The 24,348-nt window shown below is 47.3% G+C and carries 18 protein-coding genes; 14 read left to right on the top strand and 4 right to left on the bottom strand.

Going from position 1 to position 24,348, the window contains the following annotated elements:
• Window positions 1-39 precede the first annotated feature (39 nt).
• Window positions 40-741, bottom strand: a complete 702-nt coding sequence (locus NE671_RS07785; protein WP_021651384.1) for a response regulator transcription factor — start codon at window positions 739-741, stop codon at window positions 40-42.
• A gap of 236 nt (window positions 742-977) precedes the next feature.
• Between NE671_RS07785 and NE671_RS07780 the strand changes: the two genes are divergently transcribed.
• Window positions 978-1,913, top strand: coding sequence for a radical SAM protein (locus NE671_RS07780; RefSeq protein ID WP_044961497.1), 936 nt, complete (start codon window positions 978-980; stop codon window positions 1,911-1,913).
• Between the two features lie 182 nt (window positions 1,914-2,095).
• Here the strand turns inward: NE671_RS07780 and NE671_RS07775 are convergent, their stop codons facing one another.
• Both NE671_RS07775 and trkA read right to left on the bottom strand, forming a co-directional pair.
• Window positions 2,096-3,535: a TrkH family potassium uptake protein gene (locus NE671_RS07775; RefSeq protein WP_021651380.1), complete on the bottom strand. Its 1,440-nt coding sequence runs from the start codon at window positions 3,533-3,535 to the stop codon at window positions 2,096-2,098.
• A gap of 12 nt (window positions 3,536-3,547) precedes the next feature.
• A complete protein-coding gene (gene trkA, locus NE671_RS07770) occupies window positions 3,548-4,906 on the bottom strand; it encodes a Trk system potassium transporter TrkA (RefSeq protein ID WP_015527160.1) in 1,359 nt (452 codons plus the stop codon).
• A 244-nt stretch (window positions 4,907-5,150) separates the two neighbouring features.
• Between trkA and NE671_RS07765 the strand changes: the two genes are divergently transcribed.
• From NE671_RS07765 to NE671_RS07755, 3 genes are read left to right on the top strand one after another with little or no spacing between them, the layout of a single operon-like run.
• Complete coding sequence (locus NE671_RS07765) at window positions 5,151-5,396, top strand: spore coat associated protein CotJA (protein WP_015527159.1); 246 nt, start codon at window positions 5,151-5,153, stop codon at window positions 5,394-5,396.
• Window positions 5,396-5,674 carry a spore coat protein CotJB gene (locus NE671_RS07760; protein WP_015527158.1) on the top strand — a complete coding sequence of 93 codons (279 nt, stop codon included), beginning with the start codon at window positions 5,396-5,398 and terminating at the stop codon, window positions 5,672-5,674. Before NE671_RS07765 ends, NE671_RS07760 begins: the two co-directional genes overlap by 1 nt.
• Before the next feature lie 3 nt (window positions 5,675-5,677).
• Window positions 5,678-6,301: a manganese catalase family protein gene (locus NE671_RS07755; protein ID WP_015527157.1), complete on the top strand. Its 624-nt coding sequence runs from the start codon at window positions 5,678-5,680 to the stop codon at window positions 6,299-6,301.
• 135 nt (window positions 6,302-6,436) lie between these two features.
• Here NE671_RS07755 and NE671_RS07750 read toward each other — a convergent pair whose 3' ends face one another.
• Entirely contained in the window at window positions 6,437-10,678 is a 4,242-nt protein-coding gene (locus tag NE671_RS07750) for a 2-hydroxyacyl-CoA dehydratase (RefSeq protein ID WP_256163838.1), read from the bottom strand.
• Between the two features lie 301 nt (window positions 10,679-10,979).
• On the opposite strand from NE671_RS07750, the gene tgt reads away from it, so the two are divergent.
• The 10 genes from tgt (at window position 10,980) to NE671_RS07700 (ending at window position 23,795) form a co-directional block, all read left to right on the top strand.
• Complete coding sequence (gene tgt / locus NE671_RS07745; protein ID WP_015527155.1) at window positions 10,980-12,131, top strand: tRNA guanosine(34) transglycosylase Tgt; 1,152 nt, start codon at window positions 10,980-10,982, stop codon at window positions 12,129-12,131.
• A gap of 157 nt (window positions 12,132-12,288) precedes the next feature.
• Complete coding sequence (yajC, locus tag NE671_RS07740) at window positions 12,289-12,603, top strand: preprotein translocase subunit YajC (protein WP_015527154.1); 315 nt, start codon at window positions 12,289-12,291, stop codon at window positions 12,601-12,603.
• A 771-nt stretch (window positions 12,604-13,374) separates the two neighbouring features.
• On the top strand, window positions 13,375-14,730 hold the full coding sequence (locus NE671_RS07735) for an SPFH domain-containing protein (RefSeq protein WP_022426083.1): 1,356 nt from the start codon (window positions 13,375-13,377) through the stop codon (window positions 14,728-14,730).
• 84 nt (window positions 14,731-14,814) lie between these two features.
• Window positions 14,815-15,900 (top strand): hypothetical protein, encoded by a 1,086-nt coding sequence (locus tag NE671_RS07730; protein WP_022426084.1) that lies wholly within the window; start codon window positions 14,815-14,817, stop codon window positions 15,898-15,900.
• A 13-nt stretch (window positions 15,901-15,913) separates the two neighbouring features.
• Complete coding sequence (locus NE671_RS07725) at window positions 15,914-16,714, top strand: TPM domain-containing protein (protein WP_021651410.1); 801 nt, start codon at window positions 15,914-15,916, stop codon at window positions 16,712-16,714.
• 266 nt (window positions 16,715-16,980) lie between these two features.
• On the top strand, window positions 16,981-18,066 hold the full coding sequence (gene leuB, locus NE671_RS07720) for a 3-isopropylmalate dehydrogenase (protein WP_022426085.1): 1,086 nt from the start codon (window positions 16,981-16,983) through the stop codon (window positions 18,064-18,066).
• 119 nt (window positions 18,067-18,185) lie between these two features.
• Window positions 18,186-19,859 (top strand): dihydroxy-acid dehydratase, encoded by a 1,674-nt coding sequence (ilvD, locus tag NE671_RS07715; RefSeq protein ID WP_021651413.1) that lies wholly within the window; start codon window positions 18,186-18,188, stop codon window positions 19,857-19,859.
• A gap of 15 nt (window positions 19,860-19,874) precedes the next feature.
• Window positions 19,875-21,557: a biosynthetic-type acetolactate synthase large subunit gene (gene ilvB / locus NE671_RS07710; protein ID WP_015527148.1), complete on the top strand. Its 1,683-nt coding sequence runs from the start codon at window positions 19,875-19,877 to the stop codon at window positions 21,555-21,557.
• Window positions 21,550-22,632 carry a 3-phosphoserine/phosphohydroxythreonine transaminase gene (gene serC, locus NE671_RS07705; protein ID WP_015527147.1) on the top strand — a complete coding sequence of 361 codons (1,083 nt, stop codon included), beginning with the start codon at window positions 21,550-21,552 and terminating at the stop codon, window positions 22,630-22,632. Before ilvB ends, serC begins: the two co-directional genes overlap by 8 nt.
• Window positions 22,632-23,795, top strand: a complete 1,164-nt coding sequence (locus NE671_RS07700; protein WP_021651414.1) for a phosphoglycerate dehydrogenase — start codon at window positions 22,632-22,634, stop codon at window positions 23,793-23,795. The genes serC and NE671_RS07700 overlap by 1 nt, the downstream gene beginning before the upstream one ends.
• Window positions 23,796-24,348 lie beyond the last annotated feature (553 nt).

The raw sequence follows: 24,348 nt of genomic DNA, 5'->3' as shown, positions 1-24,348 counted from the left end.
ACCCCTTTCTGAAGTACAGATACTTCATGGCCGGCTGGCTCACCGGCTCAGTTTTTCGATTTTATAACCCAGGCCCCAGACAACTTTCAGATAGCGGGGATCCCTGGGGTTGATCTCAATCTTTTCGCGAATGTGACGGACGTGGACGGCTACCGTGTTATCCGCGGCCAGAGCATCTTCATTCCAGATGCTCTCGTAGATCTGTGTGGTGGAAAAAACACGTCCGGGATTTTTCATGAGAAGAAGCAGGATATTATATTCGATGGGCGTCATCCGTACCGCTTCTCCATCTACCAGCACCTCTTTTTTGTCATCGTTTACCGTAAGACCTCCGGTTGTGTAGATGTGTTCTGATGCTACCGGTGCAGCGGAGCCAAGCTGTGTGTACCGGCGCAGCTGGGATTTTACCCTGGCGATCAGCTCCAGAGGATTGAAAGGTTTGGTGATATAGTCATCTGCACCGATGTTAAGGCCTAGGATTTTGTCCGTGTCTTCAGATTTTGCGGACAGGATGATGATGGGCAGAGGATTGCTTTCCCGGATCTTGACTGTTGCCCGGATCCCGTCGAGACGGGGCATCATCACATCGATGATCAGCAGATCTACAGTTTCGCTGTTCAGGATATCCAGTGCTTCCTGTCCGTCATAGGCTTTCAGAATGTGATAGCCTTCCTGCGTAAGATAGATTTCGATAGCTTCCACGATGTCTTTGTCGTCATCGCAAACAAGTATGTTAGCCACTTTTTTGTACCTCCCTGATGTTATTAGAATAGCAGCCGGAAATTAAGACGAAAGGGGTAAATTCTTAAGATTCCATGAAATCCATTGTACTATATTAAGTATATAGTGTAAACAGAGAAAGCCTTGTTGGCAGCAGACGTGATGTGCTAAACTAGTACTAGATAACAGAAAATAACGATATTGGAAGAAAGATCAGGAGAAAAGTGAAAGTGGAGAATGAAAATAAAATCAGCAGTATGGCAGGGAGCGCGCACTGTACGGAAGAAATTATGTCAGCTTGTGCTCTTTGTCCAAGAGAATGCCTGGCAGACCGGAGTGCAGGGAAAAAAGGCTTCTGTGGCATGGATGAGAGAATTTATCTGGCAAGGGCTGCACTTCATATGTGGGAGGAACCCTGTATCTCCGGAACAAAAGGCTCCGGGGCAGTGTTCTTTTCCGGGTGCGGGCTGCGCTGCTGTTTCTGCCAGAATCATGATATTGCCATCGGGAGCAGGGGACGGGCTGTAAGTGTGGAACGGCTTGGAGAGATTTTTCTGGAACTGAAGGAAAAAGGAGCTGCAAACATCAATCTGGTAACAGGTGCACACTATGTACCACAGATCATAGAGGCACTGGATATGGCCCGAAGGAATGGTCTGGATATTCCGGTGGTGTATAATTCCAGCGGGTATGAAAAAACAGAAACCCTGAAGCTTCTGGAAGGATATGTGGACATTTATCTTCCGGATCTGAAATATCTGGATCCGGAGCTTGCACAGAAATTTTCTTATGCGCCGGATTATGTGCAGGCTGCAAAGGCTGCAATTGGAGAGATGGTGCGTCAGACCGGGAAATGTGAGTTTGGAGAGGATGGATACATCCGGAAAGGAACTATTGTCCGTCATCTGATCCTGCCGGGACATACAGGAAATTCCATAAAGGCTCTGAGGTATCTTCATGAAACCTATGGGGAAGATATTTATATCAGTATTATGAATCAGTATACGCCGGTGAGAAAATTTGTGGAATTTAAGGAATTAAACCGGAAAGTTACAAAAAGAGAGTATGAAAAAGTTCTGGATGCTGCTGTGGATATGGGGATTCAGAATGGATTTATACAGGAAGGAGAAACTGCTTCAGAAAGCTTTATTCCGGATTTCGATTATGAGGGAGTGGAAAAAAATACTCCATAAATGGAAGGAGGCCGGTACTTTCGTACCGGCGCGTATGAAAAAGAAAAATATTATAGAAAGTTCATCACCTTCTATGGTTTATAATATACAGTAAAAATGTGAAGAAAGTGTGTCTAACATTTGAAATAAATGTGAAAAGAACAATTTATGCCACAAACATAGCAAAATATGACGAATATTTATCAGAATTTCTTCCAGGTTTCACGAAGGAAAAGGATCAGGATCGGAAATAGCTCCAGTCGGCCGGCCAGCATATCGAAAGAAAGGACCAGCTTGGACAGCGGAGAAAAGATCCCGAAGTTTCCGGTAGGACCGATCAGGGAAAGACCGGGACCCACATTGTTTAAAGTGGTGACTACGGCTGTGAAATTTGTTACAAGATCAAATTCATCAAAACTGATGATAAAGATAGATGTAGCCACGATCATCAGATAAACGATCATATAAATATTGGTGGCACGCATAACTTCGTGAGACACCGCTTTTCCGTCCATTTTGATCTTTTTTACTGCATTGGGATGCAGATAAAGATGCAGTTCCTTGCGGACGGATTTTGCAAGAAGCAGAAGACGGGAAATCTTGATTCCGCCGCCTGTACTGCCGGCACAGGCACCACAGAAGGTAAGCAGTACCAGGATCGTTCTGGATACCGCAGGCCACTGGTTAAAATCCGTAGTGGCATAACCGGTGGTGGTGATAATAGAACCAACCTGGAAAAATGCCTGTTGAAGTGCTTCCCACACATTGTCAAACAGATGTCGGACATTGAATGTGATCATCAGGGCAGAAGCGATGATCACAAAGAAGTAGCAGCGGACCTCTTCAGATTTCAATGCTTGAGAAAACTTCCTGGTGAGAAGAAGAAAATAGACATTGAAGTTTACGCCAAACAGGATCATAAAGATGGTGATGACGATCTGAATATATAAGCTGTAGCTTCCCATACTGTCGGATTTGATTCCGAACCCACCGGTTCCGGCAGTTCCAAATGCTGCACAGAGACTGTCGTAAAGAGGCATCCCCCCAAGAAGCAGGAGGATGATCAGTGCAACAGTGAGTGCAATGTAGATCTTGTACAGGATCTTGGCAGTTGACTGGACTTTTGGAAGAAGCTTTCCTACGGAAGGACCGGGGCTTTCTGCCTTCATAAGGTTCATATGATAGCCACCTGCAAGCGGAAGCAGTGTCAGGATAAATACCAGAACACCCATACCACCGATCCAGTGGGAAAAACATCTCCAGATATTGATGCTGTAAGGCATCTGTGATGGATCGGAGAGAATACTGGAACCGGTTGTAGTGAAACCGGAAACAATCTCAAAAAAAGCATCAATGGGATTCGGGATAGCCCCGCTGAGCACAAACGGCACAGCACCGACAATACTGAGGACGATCCAGCTTAAAGCAGTAGTCACAAGGCCTTCACGGGCGTAAAACGCTTTCTTGGACGGTTTGCGGCTGACCAGTGGAACACCGATGGCCAGACATGCCAGAATCGTGATCAGGAAGGCAATACCGGATTTTTCGCGGTAGATAAGGGCAGTGATGCCGGGAACCAGCATACAGACAGCCTCCACATTCATGATCCATCCCAGGATATAAATAATAATCGAATAATTCATTTGGCAGTACCTCTATTTTTCAAGTATATCTGTGATGTCGCGAAGCCCCTTGTGAGTGGTTACGATGATCACGGTATCTCCCACCTGGATCATATCCTGACCACGGGGAATGCGGATGCGGCCGTTGCGGTTCAGGCATCCCACCAGAAGATTCTTGCGGAGATTCAGCTCTGCAAGAGGGATATAAGTTACGGCAGATTCCTCACGGATCGCAAATTCCAGTGCTTCTGCATTGCCATCCAGAATATGATAAAGGGTTTCTACATTGCTGCCGATGCTGTTCTGAGTGGCACGGACATACTGCAGGATATAATCAGCAGTGATATTTTTCGGGTAGATGACACTTCCGATATCCAGGGAGTCGATGACATCATCAAATTCCAGACGGTTGACCTTGGCAACCAGCTTGGCATCGGAGATGCTTTTGGCAAAGAGAGCAAGAAATACATTCTCCTCATCCAGATTTGTCAGAGTGACAAAGGATTCGGACTCGGAAAGTCCTTCTTCTAGCAGAAGAGAACGGTTCGTTCCGTCACCATTGATGATAGTCGCATCTGGAAGCAGTTCGCTTAAGTGCTCACAGCGGTTTTTGTTCTGCTCGATGATCTTGACACTGATCTTCATACCCAGAAGTGCATGGGCAAGATAATAGGAAATGGTTCCGCCACCTACGATGATACAGTTTTTGACCTGATTGGTCTTGAGACCGATCTTACGGAAAAATGCCGCTGCATTAAGCGGAGAAGCCAGAATGGAAACCATATCTCCGTCGTGTATAATGTGATCACCACCAGGAATGGATACATTGTCACGGCTCTCGATCGCGCAGACCAGAATATCACTTCGGAAAGCATCTGAGATCTGGGAAACGCTCATTCCGTCCAGCTTGAATTCCGGGAGAACTTTAAACTTGAGAAGTTCTACACGACCACGTGCAAAGGTGTCAATCTTGATCGCAGATGGAAAACGGAGAAGCCGTGAAATTTCCTGGGCAGCGGCAAACTCCGGGTTAATGATCATGGTAACACCAAGACGTTCTTTGATGAATCCGATTTCTTTTTCATAAATGGGGTTACGGACGCGGGCGATGGTCTGACAGTGGTTGGCTTTCTGCGCGATCAGACAGCAGAGAAGGTTCAACTCGTCAGAAGCGGTAACTGCGATCAGAATATCTGCAGTATCAACACCTGCCTCCATTAAAGTATTGATGCTGGCACCATTACCGACGATTCCCATAGCGTCGATATTTTCGCAGAGATCATTGATCTTGTCGGCAATAACGTCGACAAGAGTGATATCAATATCCTCTGCCTGAAGCTGCTCTGCAAGATTTCTACCGACTTTTCCGCAGCCTACAATAATTACCTGCATAATTTCCTCCTTCAATAGCCGGTCAGGGCTACAAATCATAAGTAAAAGCGCCCATCCGTGTAAAGATAGGCAAGGATATTATAGCACTGTATATCTGATTTTTAAACAGTAATATTTTCCTGTATATATAGAAAAAAATGGCAGAAAGATAGATATATATGAAGGAAAGTGAACATTCCTGTTTTCACAAGTTTAAAAAACGGTCATAAAATATAGCGTGATCATGAATGAAAGGATTTCGATTATGGACCGATTTCAGATGAATCGTTCGGGCTGCCGGCCATATCAGTATACCTGTGGGATGAATAGCGGGATGGCAGGCCGGACGGATCGATCATTTTCTGATATGGCAAAACAGGTTCCTGCAATGGCGTATGTGCCATACCAGGAATTTGCGCCTACCTTTGAGCTGAAAAAAGCTCTTCAGGTCGGAACTATTTTCCCTGAGCTTTGCAAGCCGTTCTGCGGCAGGAGAGGAGGAAGTCGATGATGTATGGAAATTGTACTTCCAAAAAAGAACTGCTGCAGTTTATTGACCAGGTAAGCTTTGCCATTGACGATCTTCTCCTTTTTCTGGATACGCATCCAAAAGAAAAAAGAGCTCTTGAATATTACAGTGAGCTTTCAGCAAGAAGAAATGAGCTTCTGGAAAAATATGCAAAATTTTATGGACCGCTGACCATTGATACCGGAAACGACAGCAATCTTAAGTCATGGCAGTGGATGGAACAGCCGTTTCCATGGGAACAGGAAGGAGGGTGCAGATAAGGTATGTGGAATTATGAAAAAAGACTCCAGTATCCTGTAAATATCAAGACGCCTAACGCAAAGCTGGCACAGTTTATATCCAGCCAGTATGGCGGGCCGGACGGAGAAATAGGAGCTTCCATGCGGTATCTTTCCCAGCGTTTTACCGCACCGAACCGGATGGTCGCGGCAGTGCTCAATGATGTGGGAACAGAAGAACTGGCACATTTGGAAATCGTGTCCACCATTGTCCATCAGCTGACAAAGGATCTTTCTATGGAAGAAATCGAGAACAGCGGACTTGGGCCGTATTATATTGACCACACGGTGGGAATCTGGCCGCAGGCTGCAGGTGGAGTGCCCTTTAATGCCTGCGAATTCCAGAGTAAGGGTGATCCGATCACGGATCTGTTTGAAGATCTGGCGGCAGAACAGAAGGCACGCTCCACCTACGATAATATCCTCCGGGTGGTGAAAAATATCCCGGAGGTTGCAGATCCCATCCGTTTCCTTCGGGCAAGAGAGGTAGTCCATTTCCAGCGTTTCGGTGAAGCACTGAGATCCGTGCAGGAGCAGCTGGATGCCAAAAATTTCTATGCCTTTAACCCGAGCTTTGATGCTCCGTGCAAAGCCTCCTGTGAAGAGTGATGGATCAGAGAAAAAATCTGTCTGACAGGAATCATATCTGAAATAAAAAGAGCTGCACAGCCGGCAGGAATCCTGCGGCTGTGCAGCTTTGAATTTGTTTTCTTGGAAAAAGATGTTTGTAACCTACATTTCTTGTTATGCGTCTTTTTTATCGTCTTTATGCAGATTCTTCTGTGCTGTGGAAAGCATAAGTTTGATCCTGTTCAGCTGATTTACTTCGCTGGCACCTGGATCGTAGTCGATGGCAACAATGTTGGCTTCCGGATGCTCACGGCGAACTTCCTTGATGACACCTTTTCCTACGATGTGGTTCGGCAGGCATCCAAAAGGCTGGATGCAGACGATGTTCGGGACACCGCCATGGATGAGTTCCATCATCTCTCCGGTCAGGAACCATCCTTCACCGGTCTGATTTCCGGCAGAAACGATGGGCGCAGCCATTTTTGCAAGATCACGGATATCTGCGGCCGGTGTAAAGTGGCGGCTCTGCTCCAGAGCCTCATTTGCTGTTTTTCTCAGCCAGTCGATGGCTCTGAGACCAAGATTTGCGATGGTTGCCTTGGATTTCTTGAATCCAAGCTTTTCAACCTTGAAATTCTGGTTGTAGAAGCAGTAGCAGATAAAGTCGATAAGATCCGGAACAACCGGTTCTGCCCCTTCTGCCTCCAGAAGATCTGCCAGGTGGTTGTTGGCAGCAGGCAGGAACTTGACAAGGATCTCACCTACGATACCAACGCGAGGCTTTTTCTCATCGGAGATCGGGATCGTATCAAAATCATGGACCATCTCACGGCACATTTTTTTGAAGGTACCATGGCTGACGCTGCTGCCTGTTACGAAGGCAATGACGCGCTGCTCCCAGATTTTGTGCTTGCGGTTTACGATACCCTTTTCCAGCTCGTAAGGACGCATGCGATATACGCATTTCATCAGGATATCACCGAATACGGCACCGTAAACGATACGCTTGATCAGCGGCAGTGTCAGCTTAAAGCCAGGGTTGCTCTCCAGTCCGCTTAAGTTGAGGGAGATAACCGGAATCTGTTCCATGCCGGCTTTTTTCAGAGCACGGCGGATGAATGCGATATAGTTGGAGGCACGGCAGCCGCCGCCTGTCTGAGACATGATGACTGCAGTTTTGTTCAGGTCATATTTGCCGGAAAGAAGAGCATCCATGATCTGTCCCACAACCATCAGGGACGGATAGCAGGCATCGTTGTTTACATATTTAAGGCCCACATCAACAGCATGCTTGTTGTCGTTGGGGAGGACTTCCAGGTTATAGCCGGATGCCTTAAAAGCAGCCTCAAAGATTCCGAAGTGGAATGGAGACATCTGCGGGCAGAGAATGGTGTACTCCTTACGCATCTGCTTGGTAAAGGATATCTTCTCAATGGAAGCCGGCTTGATGTTCCTTTTTTTATTCTGTGCCTGTTTTGCACGGATAGCAGCGATCAGGGAACGGATACGGATCCTTGCCGCACCCAGGTTGTTGACCTCATCGATCTTCAGGCAGGTGTAGATCTTGTCACTTCCATCCAGAATCTCATAAACCTCATCAGTGGTAACGGCATCAAGTCCGCATCCGAAGGAATTCAGCTGGATCAGATCCAGATCCTCTCTTGTTTTTACAAAATTTGCGGCAGAGTAGAGACGGGAGTGATACATCCACTGGTCGTTGACACGGATGGGACGCTCCAGATGTCCAAGGTGTGCAACGGAGTCTTCGGTAAATACGGCGATTCCGTAGCTGTTGATCATATCCGGGATACCGTGGTGGATTTCCGGATCAATATGGTATGGACGGCCTGCAAGAACGATTCCGCGGCGGCCGGTTTCTTTCAGGTACTGCAGGGTTTCTTCACCCTTTTTCTGGATATCCATATGTACGGCTGCAAGTTCTTCCCAGGCCTTATGGGCAGCAGCTTTGACCTCGGCAGCAGGAATATCCTGGAATTCTTCCACAAGGCGGTTTGTCAGGATATCCTCGGAAGTAAATGCCAGGAACGGGTTGCGGAAGGTGATGGATGGATCACTGAGCTCGTCCACATTGTTCTTGATATTTTCCGCATAGGAAGTAACGATCGGGCAGTTATAATGGTTGACCGCATCCGGGAATTCGTTGCGTTCGTAAGGGATGCATGGGTAGAAGATAAATTTCACACCGTTACGGATCAGCCATGTGACATGTCCGTGAGCAAGCTTGGCCGGGTAGCATTCGGATTCACTTGGGATGGATTCGATACCCAGCTCGTAGATCTTACGTGTGGAAGTAGGAGAAAGTACCACCTGGTATTTCAGCTCTGTAAAGAAGGTATACCAGAACGGGTAATTCTCAAACATGTTCAGAACACGTGGGATACCAACCTGTCCACGGGTAGCCTTATCTGCGGAAAGAGGTTCATAGGAAAAAATCCTTTTATATTTGTAATCGAAAAGGTTTGGGATATGATCCTTGTTCTTTTCCTTTCCAAGTCCGCGCTCACAGCGGTTTCCACTGATGTATTTACGGCCGCCGGAGAATTTGTTGATGGTCAGACGACAGTTGTTGGTACATCCGCGGCAGTTTGCCATGGAGGTGGTGTACTGGAGGCTGTTGATCTGATCGATGGAAAGCATGGAGGTTTTTTCACCCTCCTGATAGCGCTCCCTTGCGATCAGAGCAGCACCGAAGGCACCCATGATCCCGGCGATATCCGGGCGGATGGCCTGGCAGTTGGCAATCTTCTCAAAGCTGCGGAGAACTGCGTCATTATAGAAGGTACCACCCTGTACAACGATATGCTTGCCAAGCTCGGAAGCATCGGAAACCTTGATAACCTTGTAGAGGGCGTTTTTGATAACGGAGTAGGCAAGACCAGCGGAGATATCGGAAACCTCAGCGCCTTCCTTCTGGGCCTGCTTAACTTTGGAATTCATAAATACAGTACAGCGTGTTCCAAGATCAATGGGATGTTTTGCAAAAAGAGCTGCTTTTGCAAAGTCCTGTACTGTGTAGTTCAGAGATTTTGCAAAGGTTTCGATAAAGGAACCGCAGCCTGAGGAACATGCCTCGTTGAGCTGTACACTGTCAACAGTCTGGTTACGGATCTTGATACATTTCATATCCTGACCGCCGATATCCAGGATGCAGTCTACTTCAGGATCAAAGAAAGCAGCTGCGTAATAATGGGAAACGGTTTCGACTTCACCTTCGTCAAGAAGAAGTGCCGCTTTGATCAGGGCTTCGCCGTAACCGGTGGAGCAGGAAAAAGCAATTTCTGCATCTTCCGGAAGAAGGCTGTAAATCTCCTTGATGGAGTTGATGGTGGTTTTCAGCGGGTTTCCGTTGTTACTGCTGTAGAAAGAATAAAGAAGAGTTCCGTCTTCGCTTACCAGCGCGGTTTTTGTTGTGGTAGAGCCGGCGTCGATCCCCAGGAAGCATTTTCCCTTATAGGTGGAAAGATCTCCGGTTTTTACCCTGTAGGCACTCTGACGGTCATGGAAAGCCTGGTAGTCGTCCTCTGTGGCAAAAAGCGGCTCCATACGTTCTACCTCAAAATCCAGCTTGATGGTGGTCCGCATGCGTTCCTTCAGTTCGGTCAGGGAAACGGTAACATCCTGCTTTGCATTCAGGGCGGAGCCGATGGCTGCGAACAGATGAGAGTTGTCTGGTGCGATAATATGTTCATCATCCAGCTTCAGGGTTCGGATAAAAGCAGTCTTCAGCTCAGAAAGGAAGTGAAGAGGCCCGCCAAGGAAGGCAACGTGTCCGCGGATCGGTTTACCGCAGGCAAGACCGGAAATGGTCTGGTTGACAACTGCCTGGAAAATGGAGGCAGAAAGGTCTTCCTTAGTTGCTCCGTCGTTGATCAGTGGCTGGATATCTGTTTTTGCGAAAACACCGCAGCGTGCCGCAATGGGATAAAGTGCCTTGTAATGTTTGGCGTATTCATTAAGACCTGGTGCATCGGTCTGGAGCAGAGATGCCATCTGGTCAATGAAGGAACCGGTACCGCCGGCACAGATGCCATTCATACGCTGCTCTACATTTCCGTTTTCGAAATAGATGATTTTGGCATCCTCGCCTCCAAGCTCGATAGCAACATCTGTCTTTGGTGCCAGCTTCTGCAGGGAAGTGGATACGGCGATAACCTCCTGTACAAAAGGTACTTCCAGATGATTGGCAAGTGTCAGTCCGCCGGAACCTGTAATGACCGGACAGAGTGTCAGTTCACCAAGCTGATCCTCAGCTTTCTGAAGAAGATCTGCAAGGGTTTCCTGGATATTTGCAAAATGTCTCTCATAGTCGGAGAAGACAAGCGTATCGTTTTCGTCTAAGATCGCAATCTTAACAGTGGTGGAACCAATGTCAATTCCAAGTGTGTGTTTCTTCATAAAAAATTGATTTCCTCCTCGTTGTATCTATACAGGGGTTGCCCGACTCTGACATTTCTGTCAGATGGGAGTTGTTTCTTCTTATTATAAAGGATTTTTAAGCGAATATTCTATATTATACGATATCGTTTAAAAAATGGCAATGTAAAAGTTTAACAATCAGTAGCCGTAAAGAAAAAAATGTGTTATGATATTGACTAAAAGTTTTGAAAGATATTTGCATCGACAGCTGGTTATGGCGTACCTGTAACGCAGATGCCGGGCAGAGACAACTTTAAAATGTTTTTAGAAGGGAAATGAAATGGCAGAATATAAACTGATCACAACAGAAGGAAGAGCGAAAAGGGGCGAGTTTAAGACGGTCCACGGAACGATCCAGACTCCTGTTTTTATGAATGTAGGAACAATTGCAGCAATTAAAGGTGCAGTTTCCACTGTGGATCTTCATGAGATCGGTACACAGGTAGAGCTGTCCAATACCTATCATCTTCATGTGCGCCCTGGCGACAAGGTGGTAAAGCAGCTGGGAGGTCTTCATGAATTTATGAACTGGGACAGACCGATCCTTACCGATTCCGGCGGATTCCAGGTGTTTTCGCTGGCGAAGCTTCGTAAGATCAAGGAAGAGGGCGTGTATTTTAACTCTCATATCGATGGTCATAAGATTTTTATGGGACCGGAGCAGAGCATGCAGATCCAGTCAAATTTGGCCTCTACCATTGCAATGGCCTTTGATGAGTGCCCAAGCAGTGTGGCAGACAGGGATTATGTACAGAAATCGGTAGCGCGTACAACACGTTGGCTTAAAAGATGCAAGGATGAGATGGCTCGTTTGAACAGTCTGCCGGATACCATTAACAAGAACCAGCTTCTTTTTGGCATTAACCAGGGGGCTGTTTATGAAGATATCCGTATTGAGCATGCCCAGGCTATCGCGGAGATGGATCTGGACGGCTATGCAGTGGGCGGCCTTGCAGTTGGTGAAAGTCATGAGGAGATGTACCGGATCCTGGATGAGGTGGTTCCGCATTTGCCGCAGAACAAGCCGACGTATCTTATGGGGGTTGGTACCCCGGCCAATATTCTGGAGGGGGTTGAGCGTGGTATTGACTTTTTTGACTGTGTATATCCCAGCCGTAACGGCCGTCATGGTCACGTGTATACCAACCATGGCAAGATGAATCTTTTTAATGCAAAGTATGAGCTGGATTCCAAACCGATCGATGAGGAGTGCCAGTGCCCGACCTGCCGTCATTACAGCAGAGCGTATATCCGTCATCTTCTGAAGGCGAAGGAGATGCTTGGCATGAGGCTTTGTGTTCTGCATAATCTGTATTTCTATAATCATATGATGGAAGAGATCAGGGATGCGCTGGATGCAGGGAATTTTGCGGCTTATAAGAAGATGCGTCTGGAAGGCTTTGAGGAAGGCAGGATCAACGGGAACCGGTAAGTTTTATTTATAAAATTTGTGTAAATTACTTTGATTTTATAAGAAAACTCTTGAAGGTTTTTTGGTTTTTGTGTATGATAGTACGAAGTGACACTTTTAGAGGTCAGTAACGGCGGGGGTACCGCAGATTATTTGTTTTTAGCAGGAGGAATTTGAAATGATCGCATCATCTACAGCGGCAGCTGGCGGACTTAGCGCGGGTCTTGGTATTGTCTGGATCGTAGTTCTGTTTGGAATTATGTATTTTATGATGATCCGTCCGCAGAAGAAGGAGCAGAAGAGAACTCAGACTATGTTGAACAGCATGGAGGTTGGTGACAGTGTTGTTACTACCAGTGGTTTTTATGGTGTTGTTATTGATATGACTGAGGAAGATGTTATTGTTGAGTTTGGTAATAATAAGAATTGCCGTATTCCTATGAGGAAGCAGGCGATTGCTGAGGTTGAGAAGGCTGATCAGGCTTCTGCTTGATGCTTTTTTCACAATAACTTGAATATGAGAGAGGCACTGCGTTTTTTGTGACGTGGTGTCTTTTTTGTTTGGATGGGGGATGAACGGATGAAGGGGCGAACGGATGAAGGGACGCCGGGGAAGGGGATGCTGGCTGGTCTGCGGCTTCGTCGGGGGCTGGCTTCTAGGACGCCGGAAATCTGCTAAAAGCGTTTTTAAAAAGTCCGAACTCGCGGCCTGCTGCCGCTCAGACAGCGGACTTTTGAAAAACAACGCAGATTCCCGCCGTCCAAGAATCAGCTCCCCTCCTGCAGAAGCAGAGCCATCCAGCATCCCCTTCCCCGGCTGGTGCTTCCGGTGAGAAATAGTGTCGTTTGACGGTTGGTTGTGGGTCGTCAGCGCTGCGCTGGACGACTGCAATGGCTGAGTTTGTGTTTGGTTTGGGGGACGGCTGAGGCGCTGCGCTGTCAGCCTGGGATTGCGGATGTGCTTAGAATTGCGGATGTGTGGGAGAATAGCCTTTGATGCCAGCGCAGATGGACTGTGTGGATGTGCCTAGAATTGTGGATGTGTGGGAGAATAGCCTTTGATGCCAGCGCAGACGGACTGTGTGGATGTGCTAGGATTGTGGATGTGATGGGAATATGACAATTGTAATATTGTATAGAAATAAGTGGATTTTTGGTAAAATTCGTGTAATAATGATGTTACTATCAGAAATGAGAGTGACGATAGCTTTGGAATATCGTAAAATTGTAAATAAGAATGAATTTTCAGAAAGGGGTTGGAGTTATGGGTCTTATCAGAGCGGCTGTGGGTGCAGCGGGTGGTACGTTGGCGGATCAGTGGAAGGAGTTTTTTTACTGTGAGGCTATGGATAAAGAAGTGATGGTTGTGAAGGGGACGAAGAGGTCTTCTTCCAGGTCTTCCAATAAGCATGGGAGTGATAATATCATTTCCAGCGGCAGCGGGATCGCTGTGGCGGATGGTCAGTGCATGATGATCGTGGAGCAGGGAAAGGTTGTTGAGGTTTGTGCGGATCCGGGAGAGTATACGTATGATGCTTCTACGGAGCCGAGTATTTTTTCAGGTAGTCTGGGTGACGGAATCAGGAAGACCTTTGATACGATCGGGAAGAGGTTTGCTTTTGGCGGTGATACGGGTAAGGATCAGAGGGTGTATTATTTTAATACCAAGGAGCTTGTGGATAACAAGTTTGGTACTGCTAATCCGATCCCGTTCCGGGTTGTGGATTCTAGGATCGGGCTGGATGTGGATGTGGCTGTGAGGTGTCATGGTGTTTATTCCTACAGGATCGCGGATCCCCTTCTTTTTTATACGAATGTGTGTGGAAATGTGGAGCGGGAGTATACCAGAGAGGAGCTGGACGGACAGCTGAAGGCGGAGTTTATCAGTGCGCTGCAGCCTGCTTTCGGAAGGCTTTCGGAGCTGGAGATGCGTCCGAATCAGATCGTGACTCATAATACGGAGCTGGAGAATGCCATGAATGAGGTGCTTTCTGCCAAGTGGGAGGAGCTTCGTGGGCTTAAGGTGGTCAGTGTGGCACTTGGTTCTGTGACATTGCCGGATGAGGATGCCGAGATGATCAAGCAGGCTCAGCGTACGGCTATGATGCGTGATCCTGCTATGGCTGCGGCTACTCTGACCGGGGCCCAGGCGGATGCTATGAAGGCTGCGGCTTCTAATTCAGCAGGGGCTATGACTGGCTTTATGGGCATGGGTATGGCTGCTAATGCAGGTGGTCTGAATGCGCAGCAGTTGTTTGAGATGGGCCAGAAACAGCAGGCGCAGCAGCAGAGTGTACAGCAGCAGGCAGCGCAGCCGGTTTCGCCGGCAGGGAACGGAGCAGGGGCTGCGGCTGGTTCCTGGACCTGCAGCTGTGGTGCGGTTTCTTCGGGGAAATTCTGTCCGGAGTGTGGTGCATCGCGTCCGGTGGAGGACAGCTGGACCTGTTCCTGCGGTACGGTGAATAAAGGCAAGTTTTGTATGAACTGCGGAGCGAAGAAACCGGAGAAGAAGATGCAGTATCGCTGCAGCAGGTGCGGATGGGAACCGGCAGATCCGGAGAATCCACCGAAATTCTGCCCGGAGTGCGGTGATCCGTTCGGACCGGAGGATGCAGTATAGATCAGAAAGAGAGATGGTCAGGAGCAAAATGCAGGGTAACTCCTGCCGGTTGTTGGATACAGAATGATGAAGTGAGGTGAATATATGGCGAAGATGCAGGAGTTTAAGTGTCCGTGCTGTGGTGGCTCCATAGAGTTTGACAGTTCTGTGCAGAAGATGAAGTGTCCGTTTTGTGATACGGAGTTTGATGTCGGGACGTTATCGGAATATGCCCAGACTGTGGAGGAAGAGCAGCCTGAGGATATGAGCTGGTCGGATGAGGCCGGCAGTGAGTGGCAGGACGGGGAGAGTGAGGGGCTGCGTACCTATGTGTGCAAGTCCTGTGGCGGTGAGATCGTGGGAGATGCCAACACGGCAGCAACGGCCTGCCCGTTTTGCGGAAGTCCGGTGGTAATGACCGGGCAGCTGTCCGGTGCACTGAAGCCGGATTATGTGATCCCGTTTAAGCTGGACAAGAAAGCGGCAAAGGAGAGGCTGAAAAAGCATCTTACCGGTAAGAGACTTTTGCCGAAAGCATTTAAGTCAGAGAATCATATCAGCGAGGTTAAGGGCATTTACGTTCCGTTCTGGCTGTATGACACAGACGCAGACGCAGATATCCGTTACCGTGCAACAAAGACCCGGTTCTGGAGCGATAGTGATTATGATTATACGGAGACCAGCTATTATGCAGTACACAGAAGTGGTTCTCTTGGTTTTGATCATGTACCGGTGGATGGCTCTGCCAGCATGGAAAATGATCTGATGGAGTCTATAGAGCCTTTTGATTTCAAAGAAGCGGTGGATTTTCAGACTGCGTATCTGGCTGGATATTTTGCAGATAAATATGATGTGACAGCCAGCGAGTGTGAGGAACGTGCCAATGAGCGTATCCGCCGCAGCACAGAGGCTGCATTCCGGGATACGGTGAGAGGATACGCCAGTGTGGTACCGGAGAATACCAGTATCCGGCTTCATAACGGGACAACGAAATATGCGTTATATCCCGTATGGATCCTGCAGACGAAGTGGAAGGGTGATAATTACATATTTGCCATGAATGGTCAGACAGGGAAATTTGTGGGAAATCTGCCTACAGACAAGAACGCTTTTGCACGATGGTTCCTGGGAACAACGGGGGTCGTGGGTGTGATCACTTATATTATCCTGTATCTGATCTGGGCTTTGTAGGGAGGTGGATGCCATGAAAAAAAGAATATCTGTATTTTTGATATCGATCCTTTTGTGTCTGGCATGTGCTTTTCCAGTATGGGCAGGCACCGTAAGCCGTTTGGATGACCAGGCGGGACTTCTGGATGCAGAGCAGCAGGAGAGCCTGAGCAGTACTCTGGATGAGATCAGTGAGCGGGATCAGGTAGATGTTGTGGTCGTTACCGTTAACAGTCTTGAGGGAAAAACAGCCCAGGCGTATGCGGAGGATTATTTTATTGACCATGGATATGGACAGGGGGAAAATGGTGACGGTATTTTATTCCTGTTGGATATGGGAGACCGTAACTGGGCCATTGCAACACACGGATATGCGATAGAAGTGTTTACGGATGCCGGACAGTCCTACATCATGGATCAGGTGAAGCCTTATTTAAGTGACGGTGATTATAACGAAGCGTTTCATAAGTTTGCCACGGAATGCGATGATTTTATCACGCAGGCAGATGAGGCAGAGCCATACGATGTGGAAAACCTTCCGGATGAGCCTTTTGCGGTTGGGATAAACCTGCTGATCGCTCTTGCTGTGGGGCTTGTGGCAGGATTACTGGTGACCGGAAATATGAGAAGAAAGCTGAAAACTGTGCGAAAACAGGATCGGGCGGCTTCTTATGTGCGGCAGGGCAGTATGAATGTGACCAGAAGTAATGATTTTTACCTCTACAGTACGGTATCAAAATCCGCAAAACCGAAAAATGAGGATAATAACGGTGGTTCCAGCACCCATACCTCATCTTCCGGTGATACCTTCGGTGGTTCCAGCGGGAAATTCTGAGAAGATCATCAGGAAAAACAGAATATGATAAAAAAAGAAAGACTGCTGTACCGGAATGGTAGGGCAGTTTTTCTTTTTTCTGTGTGCGAAAGTATGTCTCTGTGGCGGCAGAAACAGGGAATTACTGTTTATTTTTTGCATTCCGGAAATAACTTTATCTATTTAATAGGTTGAAATCCGTCGAAAAGTGCGTTATGATAATAACAATTATCCACACCAGTGCGTTAAAATTTTACAGCACAGGGGAAATCGGAGGAGTGAATAAAATGGAGTACAAGATTGCCCTGATTCCGGGAGACGGAATCGGTCCGGAGATTGTTGCCGAGGCCAAAAAAGTTTTAGACAGAGTATGTGAGAAATACAGTCATAAATTTTCATACACAGAGGTTCTTTTAGGAGGGGCATCCATTGATGCTCACGGAGTACCTCTTACAGAGGAAGCCATTGCCCAGGCAAAAGCTTCTGATGCAGTACTGATGGGTTCCATTGGCGGTGATGCCAAGACATCCCCGTGGTATAAGCTGGAGCCGTCCAAACGTCCGGAGGCAGGTCTTCTTGCAATCCGTAAGGCGCTGAACCTGTTTGCAAATCTTCGTCCGGCTTATCTTTACAATGAGCTTCGTGATGCATGCCCGCTCCGTGATGAGATCATCGGAGATGGTTTTGACATGATCATCGTAAGAGAGCTTACAGGAGGTCTTTATTTCGGAGCAAGAAAGACTACTGAGGAGAACGGAGTCCGCACAGCGGTAGATACTCTTTCTTATAATGAGAATGAGATCCGCCGTATTGCCATTAAAGCATTTGAGATCGCACGTAAGAGAAGAAATAAGGTTACGAGTGTAGATAAAGCCAATGTTCTTGATTCTTCCAGACTCTGGAGAAGTGTAGTGGAGGATGTGGCAAAGGATTATCCGGATGTAACACTGGAGCATATGCTGGTTGATAACTGTGCAATGCAGCTGGTACGTGATCCGAAGCAGTTTGATGTTATCCTTACAGAAAACATGTTTGGAGATATCCTCTCTGATGAGGCAAGTATGGTGACCGGTTCTATCGGAATGCTTTCCTCCGCAAGCTTAAATGAGACAAAGCTTGGTCTCTATGAGCCGAGCCACGGTTCAGCACCGGATATCGCAGGACAGAACAAGGCAAACCCCATCGCAACCATTCTTTCCGCTGCTATGATGCTGAGATATTCTCTGGATCTTGATAAAGAAGCAGATGCTGTGGAAACAGCAGTACAGAACGTTCTTACAGAGGGTTACAGAACAGGAGATATCATGTCTGACGGATGCAAGCTTGTCGGAACCAAAGAGATGGGCGATCTGATCGCAGATGCCATTGCATAAATAAAGCGGGACAGAGAGAAGAAAACGAAACAGAACAGAAAAAACCGGTACCTGGAAGAGGAAGTCTATAAACAGATACCGGATCCTATCGTAAAGAATAAAAAGGAGAGACCTTAAAAATGAAAAGTGATACCGTAAGAAAAGGCACACAGCAGGCACCACATCGTTCCCTGTTCAATGCCCTTGGAATGACAAAGGAAGAAATGGACAAACCACTGGTAGGAATCGTAAGTTCTTATAACGAGATCGTACCGGGACATATGAACCTTGACAAAATTGTAAATGCTGTAAAGCTCGGCGTTGCAATGGCTGGCGGCACACCGGTTGTATTTCCGGCGATCGCAGTATGTGACGGAATCGCAATGGGACACGTTGGAATGAAATATTCCCTTGTAACACGTGACCTGATCGCAGATTCCACAGAGGCCATGGCACTGGCTCATCAGTTCGATGCTCTGGTCATGGTTCCCAACTGTGACAAAAACGTACCTGGCCTTCTGATGGCAGCGGCAAGGATCAACGTTCCTACTGTATTCGTAAGCGGCGGCCCGATGCTTGCCGGCCATGTAAAAGGACACAAAACCAGTCTTTCCAGTATGTTTGAGGCAGTAGGCTCCTATGCAGCAGGAACCATCACAGCAGATGATCTGGAAGAATTCGAGAACAAAACCTGCCCGACCTGCGGATCATGTTCCGGTATGTACACTGCAAACAGCATGAACTGCCTGACAGAGGTTCTCGGTATGGGACTGAAAGGAAACGGTACCATCCCGGCAGTATACTCTGAACGTATCCGTCTTGCAAAGCATGCAGGAATGCAGGTAATGGAAATGTACAGAAGGAACATCCGCCCAAGAGACATTATGACAAAAGAGGCAGTTTTAAATGCACTTACAGTAGATATGGCACTTGGATGCTCCACAAACAGTATGCTTCATCTTCCGGCTATCGCACATGAGATCGGAATGGACTTTGATATCAGCTTTGCAAATGAGATCAGTGAGAAGACCCCGAACCTTTGCCACCTTGCACCGGCAGGCCCGACCTACATGGAAGATCTTAATGAGGCCGGTGGTGTCTATGCGGTCATGAATGAGCTGAACAAGCTGGGACTTCTCCATACAGAGTGTATGACAGTAACCGGAAAAACAGTAGGTGAGAATATCAAAAACTGTGTAAACCTGAATCCGGATGTTATCCGCCCTATCGACAATCCGTATACAAAGACAGGCGGACTTGCCGTACTGAAAGGAAACCTTGCACCGGATGGTGGTGTTGTAAAACGTTCTGCAGTTGTACCGGAGATGCTGGTACATGAAGGTCCTGCACGTGTATTTGACAGCGAGGATGACGCAATTGTTGCCATCAAGAGCGGTAAGATCGTAGAGGGAGATGTTGTGGTCATCCGCTATGAGGGACCAAAGGGTGGCCCTGGAATGAGAGAGATGCTGAACCCTACATCTGCCATCGTGGGAATGGGACTTGGTTCTTCCGTAGCCCTGATCACCGACGGACGTTTCAGCGGTGCATCCAGAGGAGCCGCTATCGGACACGTATCACCGGAGGCAGCAGTAGGCGGCCCGATCGCACTGGTTGAGGAAGGCGATATCATCAGCATCAATATTCCGGAGCTGAAACTGGAGATCAAGGTTTCAGATGAAGAGATGCAGGCTAGAAGAGAAAAATGGCAGCCAAGAGAGCCGAAGGTGACAACCGGATATCTGGCAAGATACGCTTCCATGGTAACATCCGGAAACCGTGGTGCGATCCTGGAAGTACCGAAAGCAAAATAAGGAGGAACGAAAGATATGCAGCTTACAGGTGCAGAGATCATCGTAGAATGTCTGAAGGAACAGGGCGTTGATACCGTATTTGGATATCCGGGCGGCGCGATCCTGAATGTTTACGATGCCTTATATGAATACAAAGATGAGATCACACATGTACTGACCTCCCACGAGCAGGGTGCATCCCATGCTGCTGACGGTTATGCAAGAGCGACTGGAAAGGTGGGTGTCTGCCTGGCAACCTCCGGTCCAGGAGCAACTAACCTGGTAACAGGGATCGCGACTGCATACATGGATTCCGTACCGATGGTAGCCATTACTGCAAACGTAGGAAGACCACTCCTGGGAAGAGATTCTTTCCAGGAGGTTGATATCGCAGGTATCGTAATGCCTGTAACAAAATACAGTTTCATCGTAAAGAATATCGAAGATCTTGCAGATACGTTAAGAAGAGCATTTTATATTGCAAAAAGCGGAAGACCCGGCCCGGTGCTTGTGGATGTCCCGAAGGATATCACAGGAATGAAATATGAATATGAGCCATGCCATCCGGCTACGGTTAACCGTGAGATCAAAAGTATCCGTAAAGAAGATATTGATCAGGCACTGGAAATGATCAGAGAGGCAGAGAAACCGTTTATTTTTGTTGGCGGCGGATGTGTGATCTCCGGTGCTGACCAGGAAGTACGTGAGCTGGCTCGCAGGATCCAGGCTCCTGTCTGCGATACTCTGATGGGCAAGGGTACCTTCCCGGGAGAAGATCCTCTCTATACAGGTATGGTAGGTATGCACGGAACCAAGACTTCCGATCTTGGCGTAACAGAGTGCGATCTTCTTATTGTTCTCGGTGCACGCTTTAGTGACCGTGTAACAGGAAATACCAAAACTTTTGCGCATAATGCAAAAATCCTTCAGATTGATGTGGATGCTGCGGAGATCAATAAAAATATCAAAGTGGATGCCAGTGTGATCGGTGATGTGAAGGAAGTGCTGAAACGCCTTCTGGAGGAAATTCCGAAGAAAGAACATCCGGAGTGGATCGCACATATCCAGGAATTGAAATCAAAATATCCGCTGAATTATGATCACACACAGCTTACAGGTCCGTATATTATAGAGAAGCTTTATGAGTTGACCAACGGTGATGCGATCATCTCCACAGATGTTGGACAGCATCAGATGTGGGCGGCGCAGTATTATAAATACAAAGAGCCGAGAACTCTTCTTACTTCCGGTGGCCTTGGAACCATGGGCTACGGCCTTGGCGCTGCAATTGGCGCGAAGATGGGCAGACCGGAAAAAACAGTTGTAAATATAGCAGGTGACGGATGCTTCCGTATGAATATGAATGAGCTGGCAACAGCTGCACGCTGTGGCAGACAGCTGATCCAGATTGTTATGAACAATCATGTACTGGGAATGGTGCGTCAGTGGCAGACGCTCTTCTATGGAAAGAGATACTCTTCCACAGTACTGGATGACGCCGTTGATTTTGTGAAATTATCAGAGGCGCTGGGTGCAAAAGCCATTCGTGTGACAAAGATGGAGGATGTGGAGCCTGCACTTAAGATGGCACTGGCAGCAGAGGGACCTGTCGTTCTGGATTGCTGGATCGATCAGGATCTGAGTGTGTTCCCGATGGTACCGGCTGGTGCGAACCTTGATGATGTATTTGACGAGGAGGATATGAAGAAACATGAGTAGAGTGTATAATTTTTCTGCCGGACCGGCAGTGCTTCCAGAGGAAGTACTCAAAGAAGTAGCGGATGAGATGATGGATTATAACGGCACAGGAATGTCTGTTATGGAAATGAGCCACAGAAGTGCAGCTTTTCAGGAGATCATTGATACTGCAGAGAAAGATCTTCGCGAGCTTATGAACATTCCGGATAACTACAAGGTACTTTTCCTTCAGGGAGGAGCATCCCAGCAGTTTGCCATGATCCCGATGAACCTTATGAAAAACAAGGTCGCAGATTATATCGTAACAGGACAGTGGGCAAAAAAAGCTTATCAGGAAGCTCAGAAATACGGAAAAGCAAACAAGATCGCCTCTTCTGAAGATAAAACCTTCAGCTATATCCCGGACTGCAGTGATCTGCCGATCAGCCCGGATGCAGACTACGTATACATCTGTGAGAACAACACCATTTACGGCACAAAATTCAAAAAACTTCCAAACACAAAAGGTAAGACTCTGGTAGCAGATGTATCCTCCTGCTTCCTGTCTGAGCCGGTGGATGTAAGCAAATATGGTATTATCTATGGCGGTGTTCAGAAGAACATCGGACCGGCAGGCATGGTTATCGTGATCATCCGTGAGGACCTGATCACAGAGGATGTTCTTCCGGGAACCCCAACCATGCTTACTTATAAGACACATGCAGACGCAGGCTCTCTTTACAATACGCCGAATGCTTACTGCATCTATGTATGCGGAAAAGTATTCAAATGGCTGAAGAAGATGGGCGGTCTGGAAGTGATGAAGCAGCGCAATGAGGAAAAAGCAAAAATCCTTTATGATTACCTGGATTCCAGCAAGCTGTTCAAAGGAACTGTAGTTCCGGAAGACAGATCCCTTATGAATGTACCGTTCGTAACCGGTGACAAGGAAATGGATGCCAAGTTTGTTAAAGAGGCAACTGAAGCAGGACTTGTAAACCTGAAAGGACACCGTACTGTTGGCGGAATGCGTGCCAGCATCTACAATGCCATGCCAAAGGCCGGCGTAGAGGCACTGGTTGCATTCATGAAAAAATTCGAGGAGGAGAATGCATAATGTTCCAGTATCATTGCCTGAATCCGATCGCTGAAAAAGGTCTGAAACTTTTTGGCGATAATTATAAAAAAACAGAGACCGCTGACCAGTGTGACGCAATCCTTGTAAGAAGTGCAAAAATGCACGACATGGAGCTGCCGAAGAGCGTTTGTGCAGTTGCACGTGCAGGTGCAGGCGTCAATAATATTCCGGTTAAGGAGTATGCAGAGAAGGGTGTTGTTGTATTCAACACGCCTGGAGCTAACGCAAACGGCGTAAAAGAGCTGGTACTTGCAGGTATGCTCCTTGCATCCAGAGATATCGTAGGAGGTATCGAGTGGGTTGCACAGGAGAAAGATAAAGAGCACATCGGCAAGCTTGCCGAGAAGCAGAAAAAACAGTTCGCAGGATGCGAGATCAGCGGCAAAAAGCTTGGTATCATCGGTCTTGGAGCCATTGGAGCCATGGTGGCAAACGCAGCATGCGGTCTTGGCATGGAGGTATATGGCTATGACCCATATCTTTCTATTGATGCAGCATGGAACCTGTCCAGAACCATCAAGCACAGCAAGAGCCTGGATGAGATCTACAGCCAGTGCGATTATATCACCATTCATGTGCCGCTTCTTGACAGCACTAAGAAGATGATCAACAAAGAAGCTTTCGATAAGATGAAGGACGGCGTAGTTCTTCTGAATTTTGCAAGAGATCTTCTTGTTGATGAGGATGCGCTGATCGAGGCTGTTGAGAGTGGCAAGGTTAAGAAGTATGTAACTGACTTTGCAAATGAGACAGTTGCAGGACGTGAGGGTATTCTGGTAACTCCGCATCTTGGTGCGTCTACAGAGGAATCTGAAGAAAACTGTGCAGAGATGGCTGTAAAGGAGATCCGCGATTACCTTGAGAATGGTAATATCAAAAATTCAGTTAATTATCCGAACTGTGATATGGGTACCTGTGTGGCTGTTGGAAGAATCTCTCTTGCGCACAGCAACACACCGAATATGATCAGTCAGGTTACCAAGATCCTTGGATCTGAGGGATTGAATATTGCGGATATGACGAATAAGAGTAAAGGGGAGTTTGCTTATACTCTTATTGATCTTGAGAGTGCGGCGTCTGCTAAGGCGTTAGATGAACTCAAGGAGATTGAGGGAATGTACAGGGTGCGTGTTGTTAAGTAAAGTAACAAGAGGTTAGAAATACTTTTTTTTAAATACTGTGTGGCGTTTGCTTTTTTGGCGAATGGCGCACAGTATTTTTTTGAGGAAAAAAGGAAAACCGCAAAGGGGCCGCAAAGCCGCGGCCCCTCTGCACACCCCTCGGGCTTTTTTTAGGAGTGCTTGGTTGTGGAGGACGGGAGTTTTGTTGACTTGTGTCTGTATGCGACGGTGCTGGGAACGAAAGTCTGAGCCGATGGAGGAGAACGGCCTGAAGGGGTTGTTGAGAGTGAAAAAGTCTTGAGGCCGTTATAGGTATGTGACGGTATTGGATGTGGAAGGTTGAGCTGAGAGTGAGGGTGGGAGGGCGTTGGCAGGTCTCGATGTGCGGGGCACATCTGCGGATTTTTTGGAATAATATAGAAGTGAATTTGAGGGGGAAATATATCAAATGCAGATATATCAAATGATCAAATTCAAATATATCAAATGTAAATATATCAAATTCAAATATATCAAATGATCAAATGTAAATATATCAAATTCAAATATATCAAATGATCAAATGTAAATATAT

This window comes from Blautia sp. DFI.9.10 (assembly GCF_024461705.1).
GTDB classification, from domain to species: Bacteria; Bacillota; Clostridia; order Lachnospirales; family Lachnospiraceae; genus Blautia_A; species Blautia_A fusiformis.
This window is presented reverse-complemented; position numbering and strand designations above follow the sequence as displayed.